A 15,365-nucleotide genomic window follows, 5' to 3' on the forward strand; every position below is an offset into this window, starting at 1 on the left:
TGCAGATCGTACCCTGGCTTTCGGCGGGGAGACGCCCAGCAGGCATGCGCATTGATTGCAAGCGGAGCGAGATGCGCTAGGGTGAAGAAAAAACAGCGAGCAGTGTTCATGAGTATTTCCAGAGAGACGACATTTGGGTTTTCGAGACGGGCTTTTGGCTTTGGCTTTGCCGCCTTTGGGCTGGTGGCCTGCGGCAATGTCACCTCGGCCAATCAAACCGGCAGCCCTGCGGCCAAACCGGGCCTGCCAGCCGATCTGCGCCCAACCCCCAATTCCGGCTATGACGCCTGGGTGGAGGCGTTTTACAGCCGCGCTCAGGCCAAGGGCATCTCCGAGGCCACCCTGCGGGCGGGGTTTCGCAATGCCGGCTACCTGCCGGGGGTGATCAAACGCGACCGCAACCAGACTGAATTCAAACGCACACTCGAAGATTACCTGTCGATTGCCGTCTCTGATGAGCGGGTTTCCAAGGGCCGCGCCGCCTATCAGCGGCATCAGCGCACCCTGCTGGCATTGGAGGCCAAATACGGTGTCGATGCCTCGATCATTACCGCCATCTGGGGGCTGGAGAGTTTTTACGGCGAACGACGGGGCGATGTGCCGGTTGTTTCGGCGACTTCGACCCTGGCCTATGACGGGCGGCGTGGGGCGTTTTTTGAGAAACAGCTGATCGCGGCGCTGAAGATCCTGCAAAACGGCGATATCACCGCCAGCAAGATGACTGGTAGCTGGGCCGGGGCCATGGGCCATACCCAGTTTATCCCAACCTCATATCAGGCCTTTGCAGTGGATTTCACCGGCGATGGGCGGCGCGATATATGGTCCGAAGATCCCACCGATGCGCTTGCCTCTACCGCTGCCTATCTGGCCCGCAATGGTTGGACCCGTGGCCAAAGCTGGGGCCGCGAGGTCACCGGTGCGGCTGCCGCTGGCGCGCTGCAGCCACAGCCGGGGGGGCCGAGTTTTGCGGTCACCGGCAATTTTCGGGCAATCAAGCGCTATAACAACTCGGATGCCTATGCCATTGGTGTTGGCCATCTGGCCGATCGCATTGCTGGTGGGCCGCCCCTGCGCGGAAAATTCCCGCCGGATGCAAATGGGTTGACCAAGGATGACCGGGTCGAGCTGCAAAAGCGCCTGACCGCCAAGGGGTTCGACACCGGTGGAGCTGACGGGGTTTTGGGCCCCAAAAGCCAGGCCGCCATAAGCGCCTATCAGTCCAGCATCGGCCAGCCCGCCACCGGCACCCCCTCGCAGGAGTTGCTGCGCGGATTAAAGTAGGTCCTGCGTTTGGTTGAAAATTTTGACGGCTCGTGTATATATGTTCGTATATACACGAGCGAAACGTCCAATGATTGAAGCCAAAATCCGCAAGGTCGGCAACTCTTCGGTTCTGACACTAACGACGGAAATGCTGGCCGTTTTGGATGCCAAATAGGGCGATACCCTGTTTGTTGTTCGCGGTGACGATGGCTCCTTGAAACTGATGGCGCATGACCCCTCGGTTGCCGAGGCGCTGGCGGCGGCTGAAATTGGCATGGACGAAAATCGGGATCTGCTTCAGGCCCTGGCATGAAAAGCTGCATTTGGGTGCCGCTTGCGGCTGTGGTGACCATCCATGACCGCCAGATTTCTCGCCATGGCGGCGCGCCCGGTATGCGTGATCCGGCCCTTTTGGAAATGGGATGCGCCCGTGCAATGAGCCTTGCAGCCTATAAGGATGCCGCGGAACTGGCTGTAATCGCTGCCGCCTATGCCTTTGGAATTGCCAAGGCGCATGCCTTTGTGGATGGCAACAAACGCGCCGGTTTTGTCACTGCGCTGACCTTTTTGCGGCTCAATGGCTTTCAGTTCCGCCCCGATCCGGTCACCGGGGTGCGGAGGATGGAAGATCTTGCCTCCAGCGATGTCTCTGAAGGCGGTTTTGCGCTTTGGCTTACGGCTGGGATGCAGCCAGTTGAGGCCTAGAACATCACGCTGGGCAAATAGGTGGCGATTTCCGGCAGGAACCAGATCAGAGTCACCGCGATAATCTGGATCAGGATGAAGGGGGTGACCCCGGCATAGATCTGGCCTGTAGAGATCTCCTTTGGCGCAGCGCCGCGCAGGTAGAATAGCGAGAACCCAAAGGGCGGCGTCAGAAAGGATGTCTGCAGGTTGATGGCGATCAAGACCGAGAGCCAGACCGGATCATGCCCCATGATGATCAGCGTTGGCATCACCAGCGGCAGTACGATCACCGAGATCTCGACAAAATCGAGGAAGAACCCCAGCACAAAGATAAACAGCATCGAGAAGATCAGCGCCCCGGTGGCTCCGCCTGGCATGGCTGAGAGCAGATCTTGCACCCGTTCCTCACCGCCCAGCCCAATGAAAACCAGCGAGAAAATCCCCGCCGCCAGGATAGTGGCAAAGATCATCGCGGTCATGGTGAGGGTGGAGTTCAGCGCCGGTTGCAGCACCTTTTGCGCGATCATGCTGCGCAGGGCGAGGACAATGGCGGCAAGGCCGATCAGCGTCATCACAACATATCCTGCGCCCAGCATGTAACTGCCAAGCCCCAGATCACTGCGTTGCAACCGCACCGGAAACACCCCGGCACCGATGGCCAGCACAATGAGACAGGTCACGCCAATCAGGATAAACCGCCGGTTGGCCCCGGCCTTGACGGCGGCCATCAGAATGGCGCCGATACCCCCCACCGAGGCGGCCTCGGTCGGAGAGGCAATGCCACTGAGGATGGCGCCAAGCACCGCGAGGATCAGCAGGATAGCGGGCAAAATGGCCTGAGCTACCTCAGCAAGCGGCGGGCGCGGAACATCTGCGGGAGCAGGGGGCATGTCTTCGGGACGAATCCAGCCCCGCATCAAAACATAGAGGATATAGAGTCCCACCAGGGTCAGTCCCGGCAAGAGAGCAGAGGCAAAGATCTGGCCAACAGAAATGGTGTCGATGGTGAACTTGCCCTGTTCATACTGCGCCTGCTGATAGGCGTTGGAGACCACATCCGAGAGGATGATCAACAGGGTTGAGGGCGGAATGATCTGCCCCAAAGTGCCCGCCGAACAGACCAGTCCCGAGGCAACGCGCGGGTCATAGCCGGCCCGCAGCATGGTGGGCAGGGCAATCATCCCCATGGCCACCACCGTGGCGCCTACAATCCCGGTTGAGGCCGCCAGCAACATGCCCACTAGAATAACCGAAATGCCCAAGCCGCCGCGCAGCTGGCCGAATGACCGCCCCATGGTGTCGAGCATATCTTCAGCGATGCGGCTTTTCTCTAGGATGGCGCCCATCAACACAAACAGCGGGATAGCAATCAGCACATTATTGGTCAGCAGCCCAAAGATCCGCTGTGACATGGCGCCCAGCAGGTTGATGTTCATCACCCCGAGCGACCAGCCCAGAACGGCAAAGACAATGGCGGTGCCGGCGATGGAAAAGGCCACCGGAAAACCGGAGAGGATGGCCAGCACCAGGGCGGCAAACATCAGGATATCGAGGTATTCAGCCATCACGGGTCTCGCTCTGGAACAGGATGCGCAGCACGCAGGACAGCGATTGCAGCAGCACAAGGCAGGCAAAGGCGGGGATCAGGGTTTTCAGCAGGAAAACGGCCTTGATGCCGCCAACGGAAATCGGCCCTTCTAAGATTTTCCAGGAGTTGGAAACCGCAGGCCAGGACCAATAGAGCACCATGATCATGGCGGGCATCAGCAAGAACAAATGGCCTGCCAGATCGATGCGGTTTTTGCCGATGACGCTCAGCTTGTCGTAGAAGATATCCACCCGCACATGGCCGTCCATCAGCAGGGTATAGCCGGCGCCGAGCATGAACAGGGTAGCATGCATATAGAGCACAGATTCCTGGGCCGCGATGGAGGAATAGCCAAAGACATAGCGGGCAATCACAATCCCGAACTGCGCCAGCAACATGGCGAGCGCCAACCAGCGCACCAGAGTGCCAGTGGTCCGGCTGATGCCGTCCAAAACCGAGAGTATTCGCTGCATCTGTGCCTCAAATTCAAAGAACCGGCGCGGGGGTCCCGCACCGGTGTAGCCTATTGGAGAGTGTGGCTATTAGTAACCCAGCGCCTTGGCGCGGGCGTTCATCTGGCCGTTGTCGGCATAGCTCATGTATGAACCAACCGAGTCGCGATAGGCGGTGAAGCTTGCGGTGATGCGGCGCACCAGTTCGTCTTCGTCCTCGGCCAGTTCTGCCATCACCTCATCCGCAGCGCCCGCCATGGCGGTGAGCACGTCTTCGGGCAGCATTCTGACCTGAACACCTTCGTTATCCACCATCTGTTTCAGCGCCAGGGCGTGTTTGGTGGTATATTCGGTCCAGACCGGATTATAGAGGCTTTCGCAGGCAAAGCTGACTGCCTGTTTTAAATCATCCGGCAGTTCCGCATAGGCGGTGGCATTGACCGCGCATTCCTCGGCCGAGGAGGGCTCACCCACGCCGGGCCAGTAGTAGTTTTTCGCAACCTGATAGAAGCCCACGGCGCTATCGGTCCAGGGGCCGATGAATTCGCCTGCGTCCAGCGCGCCGGTCTGCAGCGCCTGGAACATGTCGCGCGGCCCCATGGCCTGTACCGCCATGCCGATTTTGGAGCACATCTCGGAGGCCAGACCTGTGGTGCGGAACTTCAGCCCCTTGAGATCATCCAGCGAGTGGATTTCATCGCGGAACCAGCCCTGCCACTGGGGGCCAGAGTTGCCACAGAGGAAGGGTTTGAGATTGAAACGACCGTAGATCTCATCATAGAGCTCTTGGCCGCCGCCGTGATAAAGCCAGCCAAACTGTTCGTCCGCCCGTAGGCCAAAGGGCTGCGAGCCAAATAGCAGGATGCCCTTAGATTTGGAGCCCCAATAGGCGGGCACCGCGTGATAGAGCTCGGCGGTGCCTTCAGATACGGCATCAAAAACGCCGCGGCCGGGCACCAGCTCACCAGCGGCGTGCAGTTTTACCTCGATACGACCGCCCGACAGGGTGGTGATGCGATCTGCCAGCATCTGAGCGGCAACGCCGGGGCCAGGCAGGTTTTTGGGCCAGGCGGTGACCATGTTCCACTGGCGAATGCCCTGCGCCGTGGCCGGGGCTGCCAATGTGCTGGCGGCGGCACCAGCGGCACCAATTTTGATAAAGTCTCTGCGTTTCATTTCACTCTCCGTCCCTGAAGATTTTTATTAAGCATACGCATGAAATTTTTAAGTCTGGACATAAAAAATGTCAATTCGCCTGTGACGCTGCGCTCTTTTGGTGCCCGCTACAAGCAGTCACAGTGGCGATTGGCCGTTGAAAGCAAGGGCATTGGGGCCTGTGCTCAAATTTTCAGCCTCAGGGATTTTGCAGGCAGCATACGGAAAACATTGGGAATAATTTCACTATAGCCCCATGAATTCCACATATTGAAATTGACGGATTGCCAGTCTATACCCGTTGGCAAGGCGCCGCCTGGATCAGGGGGCGGCAGGGGCTTTCCACCAGGTGGAGGGGGGGAAGGCCACAGGAGTTTCACGACAGATAGGGAGGGGCGCCGCGTGCAGACCCGAATTCACGACACATTGAGCGCGGTTGCCGCCGCAAAACCCAATGCGCTGGCCATCATCGACCACGCTGATGGCAAATTCACCTGGTCCGAGCTGGCGACTGCCACGGCGGAGGCAAAGCAGGTGCTGCAGGGGCAGGGGGTCAAACCCGGTGACCGCGTGGTTATGGTGTTTGAAAACTGCCTCTCGGTCTGTGCCTTTATCTTTGCCACAAGTCAGCTGGATGCGATCTCTGTACCGTTGAATGCGCGGCTTACCCATGCGGAACTGGACCGGCTGATCACCCATAGTGACCCCAGTGTTGTGATATTCTGCAACGAGGCCTCGGACACGGCGGTGATTCACGGCAAGGCGTTTTCTGCCAAACCTGCCATTGGCCGTTATGGCACCGTTGGCCTGTTCCAGCGCAAAGGCAGCCAGCCGGAACCAAGTTTTGAAGACGGCGCCGAACAGGTGGCACTGCTGCTTTATACCTCGGGCACCACCGGCGTGCCCAAGGCGGCGATGCTGACCCATGACAATCTGCTCTGTGCGGCCTCGGCCTCGGCCAAGGTGCGTGGCATGCAGGACGACGACATGACATTCATGGCGCTGCCCCTGTCGCATATCTTTGGCTTTGTCACTTTTCTGGCGATCTGCAAGGCCCAAGGCGCAATGCGGCTGGAGGCGCGGTTCTCGGTGGAGCGGCTGTATAGTGCCTTGCAAAGTGATGTGACTCTGCTGCCTGCGGTGCCACAGATGCATGCGCATCTGTTCCACTACGCCAAGGCGCAGGACAAACCGCGCTATGATGCCGGGCTGCTGCGCTTTGTCTCCTCGGGTGGTGCGCCGCTGGATCCGGTGTGGAAACGCGAGGCCGAAGCCTTTTATGGTTTGCCGTTGCAAAACGGCTATGGGCTGACCGAAGGCGCGGCCGGGGTCTGCGCTACTTCCAGCCCGCTGGGCGACCCCGATGTCAGCGTGGGCTATCCGATGGAGCGCAGCCTGTTCCGGCTCGATTTTGACGCCGAGGGGGCGACGCCTGCCGAGGGCATTGGTGAGATTCTGGTGGGTGGTCCGCAGATCATGAAGGGCTATTTCCGCGATCCTGAGCAAACCGCCAAGGTGCTGACAGAGGACGGCTATTTCCGCACCGGGGATCTGGGCCGGTTTGACGCCGACAAACGCCTGCATATCGCGGGCCGCTCCAAAGAGTTGATCATCCGATCCGGTTTCAATGTCTACCCGGTAGAAGTAGAAGCCGCGCTCACCGATCACCCCGAGGTCATCATGGCAGGCGTCGTAGGCCGTCCGGCAGCGGGCAACGAAGAGGTGCTGGCCTTTGTCAAAGTGCCAGCCAAATGCAGCCTGACCGAAGCAGAGCTCTCAGCTTTTGTGAAGGACAAGCTGGCGCCCTACAAACGCCCGACCCGGATCATCATCGCCAAGGATCTGCCTGCGGCACCAACGGGTAAAATTCTCAAAGCCAAGCTTATTAGCACCTTTGCTGATGAGTTGATGGCTGAAACCACTGGATAGGTGTAAATTCTACTATACGGAATGCGATTCTGTATGCTAGCCAGTTGGGACAGTCATCTCGGGGAGGAGATATTGACCATGAGTTTTGTAAAAACCGCATTGGGTGCGGCAGCCGTTGCGCTGTCCTTTGGCACCATGGCCGCAGCCCAGACCACCATCTTTTACGGCCACAGCGGCCCGGCGCGGGGCACGGTTCCGGCGGCACTGAAATGGTTTGATGGCCGCATTGGTGAGCTGTCAGAGGGCGATCTGAAGCTGGACGTGCAATGGGGCGGCGCCCTGTTCAAGGCCTCGGCCTCGGTGCAGTCGATTGGCGATGGGGTTGCCGATGCGGGCTCGATCATCTCGGCCTATTTCCAAAAGGAAATGGCGGCCTATTCCCTGGCGGATCTGCCGCTGGGCGGCCCCAACCCCTGGGTGGGCCTGCGCGCCACCGACCATCTGATGCGCACAGTGCCAGAGATCACCGAGAATCTGGCGCGGCAGAACCTGGTCTATATCGGGACCTTTACCGCCTCGGATGTGAACGTGGCCTGCAAGGGCGCCGAGATCAATTCGATCAAGGATATTGCCGGCATGAAGGTGCGCGGCGCTGGCGTCTACGGCAAGGTTTTTGGCGAATTGGGCGCCACCATGGTGAACCTCAGCGTTTATGAGGCCTATCAGGGGCTGGACACCGGGCTGATCGATTGCACCCAAGGGTATTCCTACATCATCCCGGCGTTGAAATGGCATGAGGTCATCGACAGTTATACCCTGCTGAACTGGGGTCAGATCGGCGGCTATGGCATGTTCATGAACAAGCAGAGCTATGACGCGCTGAGCGAGGAGCAAAAGGCCGTGCTGACCCAGGCGGGCACCGAGCTGGCGGATAAATTTGCCCAGATCGTCATTGGCGCCAATGCCAAGGCGCTGGAGGCCATGCGGGCCGATGCCTATGACCGTCCGGTCAAGGTGCTGGAGGTCTCGGCTGAGGAGCGCGCGGCGCTGAACGCAGCTACTGAGCCTTTCCTGGCGGATTGGAAAGAAAACGCCGCCAGCGTTGGTCTCAACCCCGATCACATGATCGAGGTCTATACCCAGGCGGTTGCAGATTACACCGCTGAGTTTGAGGCCAAGGGCTACCCCTGGGAGCGCAACTAAACTGCGCCATTGATCAGCCGCAGCGGGGCAGGGGAGGATCTGCCCCGCTGTGACCAAACCCAACAGCTTGCAGGGAGGGGCGCTATGCTGGACCGTATTGAAAAACTATTTATCGACGTGGCGACGGCTGCGATTATCCTATTGGCCTTGATGATCTTTGCCGATGTGGTGGCGCTCAACCTGTTCAAAGCCTCGGTGCCGGATGCTGTGATCATCGTGCGCGAGTTGATGGTGCTGGCGATCATCATGCCCCTGGCGGCGGCCACCACCCAGCGGGCGCATATCTCGGTTGAGTTTCTCACCAATATGCTGCCGCCGCGTCTGGTGGATCGCTTTGTGATCTTTGGCACCCTGTTTGGCATCTTTGCCCTGACGCCGCTGATCTATTCGGGCGGCAAGGAGCTGATGCATCAGATCAATACCGGCAGCGCTTTCTACGGTGATCTCAACCTGCCGCAATGGCCCGGAAGGCTGGCCTTTGTCATTGGTATTTCGCTGTGCTGGCTGCGGCTGGTGGTGATGGCCTGTGGCGATATCCGCACGGTTTGGCGCGGCGGCACCCTAGAGACCGCAGAACACTAAGCCCCTAGGGCGGAATGCACTTCAATTTCGGGAAGAGACTTCATGGATCCGGCAACGATTGGACTTTTGGCCTTTGGGCTGATGCTGGTACTTTTGGCAATGCGGGTGCCGATTGCCTTTGCGCTGATTGGCGTGGCAACACTGGCGGCCTTTACCATTTTTGCCTTCAGGACTGGCACCTTCATGCCCGAGCGCGCCATCCGGGCGACCACCTCGCTGGTGTTCTCAAACTCCTTTGATCTGGTGCACAGTTTTGATCTGTCGATGATCCCGCTGTTTGTGGCGCTTGGCAATATTGCCTATCGCGCCGGGATCACCACGGCGGTTTACAACTCAGCCAAGGTCTGGCTGGTAAGGCAACGCGGTGGGCTTGCAGTGGCTTCGGTCATGGGCTGCGGCGGCTTTTCCGCCATCACCGGTTCGAGCCTCGCCTGTGCTTCGACTATGGGTAAGATCTGCACGCCAGAGATGCTGCGGCTGGGCTATGATCCGCGACTGGCGACCGCCAGCGTAGCGGCAGGCGGCACCCTGGGATCGCTGATCCCGCCCAGCATCCTCTTCATCATCTATGCGATCTTTACCGAGACCTCAGTGAGCAAGCTGTTCCTGGCGGGCGTGCTGCCGGGCCTGCTGACGCTGGCAGGGTTTGTGCTGGTGATCTGGGTCTGGATCCGGGTCAATCCCAAACTGGTGCCCGAACAGGGGGCGGCAGCAAGCTTTGCCGAGAAGATGGCGGCCATTCGTGAGGCCTGGCCGGCACTGCTGATCTTTGTGATCATCGTGGTGGGCATCTATGGCGGGTTTTTCACCGCCACTGCGGCAGCGGCTGTCAGCGTGGTGATCACAACCTTGATTGGCTTTGGCCAGAAACGCCTGACGCTGCAGGGGCTGTGGGAAGCCGTGCGCGAGACCTGCGTGCAGACCTCGGCCATTTTTGTGGTGGCCGCTGGCGCTAAGATCTTTGTGGCGGCGATTGCCCTCACTGGCATGGCGCCTGCATTGGTGCAATCGGTGGCCGATGCGCAGCTGTCGCCCACGGTGCTGCTCATTTGCATCTGTGGTGTCTACCTGATGCTTGGCATGTTCCTTGATCCCATTGGCATCATGGTGCTGACCCTGCCGCTGGTGGTTCCCCTGGTGGAATCCTATGGCATGAACCTGATCTGGTTTGGCGTTGTGGTGGTGAAACTGCTGGAGATCGGCCTGATCACCCCGCCGGTGGGTCTGAATGTCTTTGTGCTTTCCAATGTGGTGGGCAAGGCCGCCCCCATCGGCACGGTCTTTGCCGGGATCTGGCGCTTTCTTTGTGTCGATGTGGTGGTGCTGGCGCTGATTGTGGGCTTTCCTTCGATTTCGCTCTTGCTGTCGATGACGGCGAGATGAACGGGGTTTTTCATTGGATGGGAATTCTATAGGTTGGAATTTCTAACCAGGGCTGGGACGAGAGACGATGTCAGAGATGAAAGATGATAAGCGGTTTGCCAATACGCTGGCACGCGGTCTCCATGTACTGAGGGCCTTTGGGCCCAATGACGACGGCCTTGGAAACCTTGAGATTTCTGAACGCACTGGCCTGCCGCGCTCTACCGTGTCGCGGCTGACCTTCACGCTTTGCGCGCTGGGGTATCTGACCCATGGCCATCACCACGATAAATACCGGCTGGGGCCGGCGGCGTTGGCGCTTGGCAATATTGCAGGCGCTTCCTTTGGGTTTGTGGAAACTGCCGGGCCGATCATGCAGAAACTGGCGGATGCCACCAAGACTCTGACGGGGGTGGCCATTCAGGATGATGGCAAGATGTTGATCGTCAAAACCTGGCGGCCGCGCAACTCCACCACCACCTGGCTCAATGTTGGCTACCGGATGCCGATGCTGCAATCCTCCACTGGCGCGGCCTTTCTTGGGGCTTTGAGCCGCAGCGAGCTGACAAAGCTGACCGCAGGCATGGCGAAAGAAGAGCAGGCGGAATTTGCAGAGGCCCGGGACCAGGCGCAGTCTGGACTGTTGGGGGACGGCTATGCCTTTGTGCGCGGCGAGCAGCGGTTCAACGCCACCATCAATGCCATCGCCGCTCCCTACCGCCCGTCCGAGTTTGGCGAGCCGGTGACCTTCCTCAGCGGCGCACGCACCGTTGATCTGACAGATGAGCTGATCACCACCAGCGTCGGCCCCGCATTGGTAACGGCGGTGCAGGAGCTGCTGCATATCACCGGCCGCCGTTTCCCGATTCTGTCCGAAGACTGATCCGGACCATTGAACCCGAGCGGTGAGGCCCTCCCGCCACATAGTGTAAAGTCAGGGGCGAAAGGGCTGGGGCGATTAGCCGACGATCATCTGCTTTAGCTGCAGGGCCTCATATTCCAGCTCATTCAGGCGGTAGCTCACCACATCACCAATGGTCAGCATGCCGCAAAGCTTGCCCTGGTCAACGACCGGCATATGGCGGAACTTGCCTTCGTTCATGCGACGCAGCACGGTGACCAGCGCATCGCCAGGGGCGCAGGTTTCCACCTTGGCTGTCATGTTTTCGCCGACGCTTTGTGGCAGGGTCTGCCCCGGTGTTTCCGCCAGTTTACGCACGATATCGCGCTCTGACAGGATGCCTTCGAGCGCGCCATCCGCACCGGTAACTAGCAGGGCACCAATGCGGCGGTCGCGCAACACGGTGACGGCGGTGCTCAATGTGTCGCTGGAGGAGATGGTAAAGGTGGTGCCACCCTTTTTGCTGATCAGCTGCTCAACTGTCGCCGTCTCGTGTGAGATATTGCTTTGGGCGGACTGGCTGGTGGTCTTTTTTGCCTGATCGCCGCGGCTTGGGGCCTGATAAGAACTTGGCATTGTTGAAATGCTCCCTGCTGTTGGCGGGCCCGGTTGTACAATGGGCCCATGCTGTGCCATCCAAGCTTAGACGACAAAACGCCTTTGGGGGAATACCTTGCTTGCTTCGCAGATCACTCTGACGCCGCTTATTGCCACGCTTTTGATTTTTGCAGCGGTGCTGGCAGGCAATCGCTATCGTCGGGTCTGGAAGGCAGAGGGGCCGCGTTGGCAGCTCTGGCTGTTTGGTCTGATCGCGGCTGCGGCTCTGCTGACGCTGGCCTTTGTGCCGATGCAGACGACCTGACAAAGAAAAAGGCGACCCATTGGGCCGCCGACATCTTCCATCATTGTAACCTGAGCCGAGCTTAGCTCTCGGCGCGCATTTCGGCTTCCATTTGCTCGACCATCTTGCGGGCGCGTTTGCACTGCAGTTTGTCGCGCAGCGGGCTGTCGGGATCGATATCCTTGCTGCAGACCACACATTTGTCGGCACCGGAAATGGCGTTGAGCCCACCGCAGCTGCCTTTGATGGTCTTGCCCATCAACAACACACCCAGCGACATGCCCAGCATCACAAGAGCCAAAAGACCAAAGGTAAGAAGGAAAGTGGCCATGGAGATCTGCCTCTATTGCTTGGCTTGCAGTTTGGCAAACTGCGTGCTGACGGTGGTTTCAAAGCCTGTCTCGCCGGAATCGGGCTGGCGTGCAATGAACAAAACCGCGAGCCCTTCGGCTTCGGCGATCTTGAGCCCACGCTCCTGACCCAATGCCAAGAGGGCGGTGGCCCAGCCATCGGCCATCATCGCATCCGCCGCCAGCACGGTGACCGAGGCGGTACCATGGGTGATCGGGCGGCCGGTGGTTCCGTCGATGATATGGGAATAGCGGATGCCATCCTGTTCAAAATAATTGCGATAGTCGCCGGAGGTCGCCATGCCGAGGCCAGAGACATCGACAATTTCCTCAATTGTCTGGCTGGCTGCATCTGGCCGCTCGATGCCGATGCGCCAGGCTTCGCCATTGGGGTTGAGGCCTGCGGTGACCAGATCGCCACCGATTTCCACCATGTAATCGCTGATCCCGGCCTCGGCGAGCACTGTGGCAACTTGATCCACCCCGTATCCCTTGGCGATGGCGGCGAGATAGACCGAGGTCTCGGGCAGGTCTTTCTTCAGGGTGCGGGGATCCGCGCTGAGCGTCAGGATCTTGGCCTGGCCCACCATCTCCAATGCGGCACTGATCGCTGCATCTGCGGGCACCGGGCTTTCGGCGGTGCGGGCACCGAATCCCCAGATTTCGATCAGCGGGCCCAGGGTGACATCAAACAGACCTTCGCTTTTGGCGTGGATCTCATCTGCTGCTGCCATGACGCTGGCCAATTCTGGCGAGATTTCAACCGGATCAGTGGAGGGTGATTTGTTGAACTGAGAGATCTCTGAGGTGGGATCCCAGTTCGACATCTGGCTGTTCACTTTGGCCAATTCGGCAGTCACTGCCGCTTGCAGCTCATCCGGTGACAGATCTGCGGTTTTGTCGATCGCCACGATGTTATATGTCGTGCCCATGGTCTCGCCGCTGAAGGTCAGCGTGACGGGATCCGATTTGCAGGCTGCCAGAAGAAACGCGAATGCAACAAGAAAGAACCGAGCCATTTATCCACCTACCCTTGAAACGCCCTTCTATTGTACGCTATTCGCGGCCCTGTCAATCAAGGCTGGGAAAGACACGATCAGAAGCTTTTTCATTTTCCCGGTGGGAACTTGGTCCAGATCAGACTATTTGCAGGCCGAATCCGAACACTGGCCAAGACATGTTGGTTCTGACCGACAGCAAAAGAAGAAGAGATAGAGTTGCGGCATTACAAGCTACGAAAAGGACTTGAACTTCCGGTGGTGGGCGCGCCCACGCAGGAAATTCACGATGGTCCCGCAGTCAGGACCGTTGCCTTGCTGGGCAGCGATTACCTGGGTCTGAAACCCCGTCTCGCGGTGCAGGAGGGCGATATCGTTGCCGCCGGTGCCCCGATTTTTGCCAATAAGGACACGTCTGATGTTCAGGTGGTTGCGCCGGTTTCGGGTCGCGTCAAAGCGATCAACCGTGGCGCCCGCCGGGTTCTGATCAGTGTTGAAATCGAAGTGGACGCTGCAGCGGCAGAGCCCATTGATTTCTCCGGCACCGGTGATGCTGCGACTGCGACAGGCCTGGCAGAGCGTTTGTGCGCCGCTGGTCTGTGGACGTCCTTCCGCAGCCGGCCCTATTCCAAAGTGCCCGCCTCGGATACGCGCCCTGCTGCGATCTATGTGACAGCTATGGACTCCGAACCGCTTTCTGCTGATGCCAGCCTGATCATCAACGCCGCAGCGGATGATTTTGCAGCAGGTCTCAAGGCCATCGCGACCCTGAGCGAAGGCGAGACCTACCTGTGTCAGTCTGGCGGTACCGCGCTTGCCAGTGTCGACGGGGTTGAGGTCGTTGGCTTTGACGGGCCGCACCCGGCTGGGCTTGCTGGCACTCATATGCATTTCATCGAGCCGCCCACCGCAACCAAAACCGTCTGGAGCATTGGCTATCAGGATGTGATCGCCATTGGCCGCCTGCTGGCCACCGGCAAGCTGGATGCGGAGCGTGTTGTTGCCCTGACAGGACCCCTGGTTGCCAAGCCGCGTCTGGTGCGGACCCTGGTGGGGGCTTCGATGACAGAGCTGCTGGCGGATGAGCTGACAGCGGCAAATTCTGTGCGGATGATCTCTGGCTCGATCCTGTCGGGTCGCGCGGGCGAAGGTCCGGACGCCTATCTTGGCCGCTATGCCCGCCAGATCACCGTGATCGAAGAAGACAAGAAACAGATCCCGCTGGGCTGGATCCGGCCGATGGCAAGCAAATATGCGGTTCAGCCGGTGCTGGGCTCGCTGTTTTCCAAAAAGCTCTATGCGCTGACCTCGAACCTCAATGGTGGCCGTCGTGCCATGGTGCCCACCGGCACCTTTGAAGAGCTGATGCCGCAGGACTTTTTGCCAACGCAGCTTTTGCGCGCCCTGTTGGTGATGGATACCGATCAGGCCCAGGCGCTAGGCGCGCTGGAACTGGACGAAGAAGATCTCGGGCTGGTCGGCTTTGCCTGCCCGGCAAAATACGAATACGGACTAGCGCTGCGCGACAGTCTGACGAAGATCGAAAAGGAGGGATAGTCTCTTGGGTCTCCGTAACTTTTTTGACCGCATCGAGCCGAACTTTACCAAGGGCGGCAAGTGGGAGAAGCTCTTCCCCATCTATGAGATGGTAGAGAGCTTTATCTACACACCAAAGACGGTCACAACGGCTGCGCCTCATGCGCGGTCCTATGTGGATATGAAGCGGATCATGACCTATGTGGTCATCGCAACGATCCCCTGTATCCTGTTTGGCCTCTATAACACCGGGCTTCAGGTCAACACTGCCATTGGCCACTACGGTGCCTCCGGCTGGCGCGCCGCGGTGATCGAGGCGCTTGGCATTGGCTTCAACCCGGAAAGCCCGCTGGGCAATATGCTGCATGGGCTTTTGTATTTCCTGCCGATCTATATCACTACCCTGGTGGTTGGCGGCATCTTTGAGGTGATCTTTGCCACCGTGCGCGGCCATGAGGTCAACGAAGGCTTCCTGGTGACTTCGATGCTTTATGCGCTGATCGTGCCAGTGAGTATTCCGCTGTGGCAGGTTGGCCTGGGCATCGCCTTTGGCGTGGTCATCGGCAAAGAAGTCTTTG

General features: G+C 59.1%; 16 protein-coding genes. 10 read left to right on the plus strand and 6 right to left on the minus strand.

From position 1 onward, the window contains the following. The first annotated feature begins 108 nt into the window (after positions 1-108). Positions 109-1,281, plus strand: coding sequence for a lytic murein transglycosylase (locus ABJP42_RS18520; protein WP_348343043.1), 1,173 nt, complete (start codon positions 109-111; stop codon positions 1,279-1,281). A 291-nt stretch (positions 1,282-1,572) separates the two neighbouring features. Next, a complete protein-coding gene (locus tag ABJP42_RS18525) occupies positions 1,573-1,968 on the plus strand; it encodes a type II toxin-antitoxin system death-on-curing family toxin (RefSeq protein ID WP_348343045.1) in 396 nt (131 codons plus the stop codon). Here ABJP42_RS18525 and ABJP42_RS18530 read toward each other — a convergent pair. The 3 genes from ABJP42_RS18530 to ABJP42_RS18540 all read right to left on the minus strand — a co-directional run bounded on the left by ABJP42_RS18530 (position 1,965) and on the right by ABJP42_RS18540 (position 5,166). Continuing rightward, entirely contained in the window at positions 1,965-3,515 is a 1,551-nt protein-coding gene (locus tag ABJP42_RS18530) for a TRAP transporter large permease (RefSeq protein WP_348343047.1), read from the minus strand. The genes ABJP42_RS18525 and ABJP42_RS18530 overlap by 4 nt on opposite strands. Next, the gene (locus ABJP42_RS18535) at positions 3,508-4,011 is read right to left on the minus strand and encodes a TRAP transporter small permease subunit (protein ID WP_348343049.1); all 504 of its coding nucleotides are present in this window, start codon (positions 4,009-4,011) and stop codon (positions 3,508-3,510) included. Before ABJP42_RS18535 ends, ABJP42_RS18530 begins: the two co-directional genes overlap by 8 nt. 69 nt (positions 4,012-4,080) lie before the next feature. Continuing rightward, positions 4,081-5,166 (minus strand): TRAP transporter substrate-binding protein, encoded by a 1,086-nt coding sequence (locus tag ABJP42_RS18540; RefSeq protein WP_348343051.1) that lies wholly within the window; start codon positions 5,164-5,166, stop codon positions 4,081-4,083. Between the two features lie 381 nt (positions 5,167-5,547). Here ABJP42_RS18540 and ABJP42_RS18545 point away from each other — a divergent pair, with 381 nt between their 5' ends. The 5 genes from ABJP42_RS18545 (at position 5,548) to ABJP42_RS18565 (ending at position 11,044) form a co-directional block, all read left to right on the plus strand. After that, positions 5,548-7,074: a class I adenylate-forming enzyme family protein gene (locus tag ABJP42_RS18545; RefSeq protein WP_348343053.1), complete on the plus strand. Its 1,527-nt coding sequence runs from the start codon at positions 5,548-5,550 to the stop codon at positions 7,072-7,074. 78 nt (positions 7,075-7,152) lie between these two features. After that, positions 7,153-8,217: a C4-dicarboxylate TRAP transporter substrate-binding protein gene (locus tag ABJP42_RS18550; RefSeq protein WP_348343055.1), complete on the plus strand. Its 1,065-nt coding sequence runs from the start codon at positions 7,153-7,155 to the stop codon at positions 8,215-8,217. Between the two features lie 84 nt (positions 8,218-8,301). Further along, a complete protein-coding gene (locus tag ABJP42_RS18555; protein WP_348343057.1) occupies positions 8,302-8,799 on the plus strand; it encodes a TRAP transporter small permease in 498 nt (165 codons plus the stop codon). Between the two features lie 42 nt (positions 8,800-8,841). After that, positions 8,842-10,182: a TRAP transporter large permease gene (locus ABJP42_RS18560; RefSeq protein WP_348343059.1), complete on the plus strand. Its 1,341-nt coding sequence runs from the start codon at positions 8,842-8,844 to the stop codon at positions 10,180-10,182. Between the two features lie 67 nt (positions 10,183-10,249). Continuing rightward, positions 10,250-11,044: an IclR family transcriptional regulator gene (locus tag ABJP42_RS18565; RefSeq protein ID WP_348343061.1), complete on the plus strand. Its 795-nt coding sequence runs from the start codon at positions 10,250-10,252 to the stop codon at positions 11,042-11,044. Between the two features lie 75 nt (positions 11,045-11,119). Here the strand turns inward: ABJP42_RS18565 and ABJP42_RS18570 are convergent, their stop codons facing one another. After that, the gene (locus ABJP42_RS18570; protein ID WP_348343063.1) at positions 11,120-11,638 is read right to left on the minus strand and encodes a CBS domain-containing protein; all 519 of its coding nucleotides are present in this window, start codon (positions 11,636-11,638) and stop codon (positions 11,120-11,122) included. 97 nt (positions 11,639-11,735) lie between these two features. Here ABJP42_RS18570 and ABJP42_RS18575 point away from each other — a divergent pair, with 97 nt between their 5' ends. After that, complete coding sequence (locus ABJP42_RS18575) at positions 11,736-11,924, plus strand: hypothetical protein (protein WP_348343065.1); 189 nt, start codon at positions 11,736-11,738, stop codon at positions 11,922-11,924. Between the two features lie 61 nt (positions 11,925-11,985). On the opposite strand, the gene nqrM is transcribed toward ABJP42_RS18575, so the two are convergent. Next, on the minus strand, positions 11,986-12,234 hold the full coding sequence (nqrM, locus tag ABJP42_RS18580; protein ID WP_348343067.1) for a (Na+)-NQR maturation NqrM: 249 nt from the start codon (positions 12,232-12,234) through the stop codon (positions 11,986-11,988). A gap of 12 nt (positions 12,235-12,246) precedes the next feature. Then, entirely contained in the window at positions 12,247-13,272 is a 1,026-nt protein-coding gene (locus tag ABJP42_RS18585; RefSeq protein ID WP_348343069.1) for an FAD:protein FMN transferase, read from the minus strand. A 198-nt stretch (positions 13,273-13,470) separates the two neighbouring features. Between ABJP42_RS18585 and ABJP42_RS18590 the strand changes: the two genes are divergently transcribed. Both ABJP42_RS18590 and ABJP42_RS18595 read left to right on the plus strand, forming a co-directional pair. Further along, positions 13,471-14,808 carry a Na(+)-translocating NADH-quinone reductase subunit A gene (locus ABJP42_RS18590; protein ID WP_348343071.1) on the plus strand — a complete coding sequence of 446 codons (1,338 nt, stop codon included), beginning with the start codon at positions 13,471-13,473 and terminating at the stop codon, positions 14,806-14,808. A 4-nt stretch (positions 14,809-14,812) separates the two neighbouring features. After that, positions 14,813-15,365 (plus strand): RnfABCDGE type electron transport complex subunit D (locus ABJP42_RS18595; RefSeq protein WP_348343073.1); only part of this gene is annotated, 553 nt, incomplete at its 3' end.

Source organism: Pseudophaeobacter sp. (assembly GCF_039971195.1).
Lineage (GTDB): Bacteria > Pseudomonadota > Alphaproteobacteria > Rhodobacterales > Rhodobacteraceae > Pseudophaeobacter.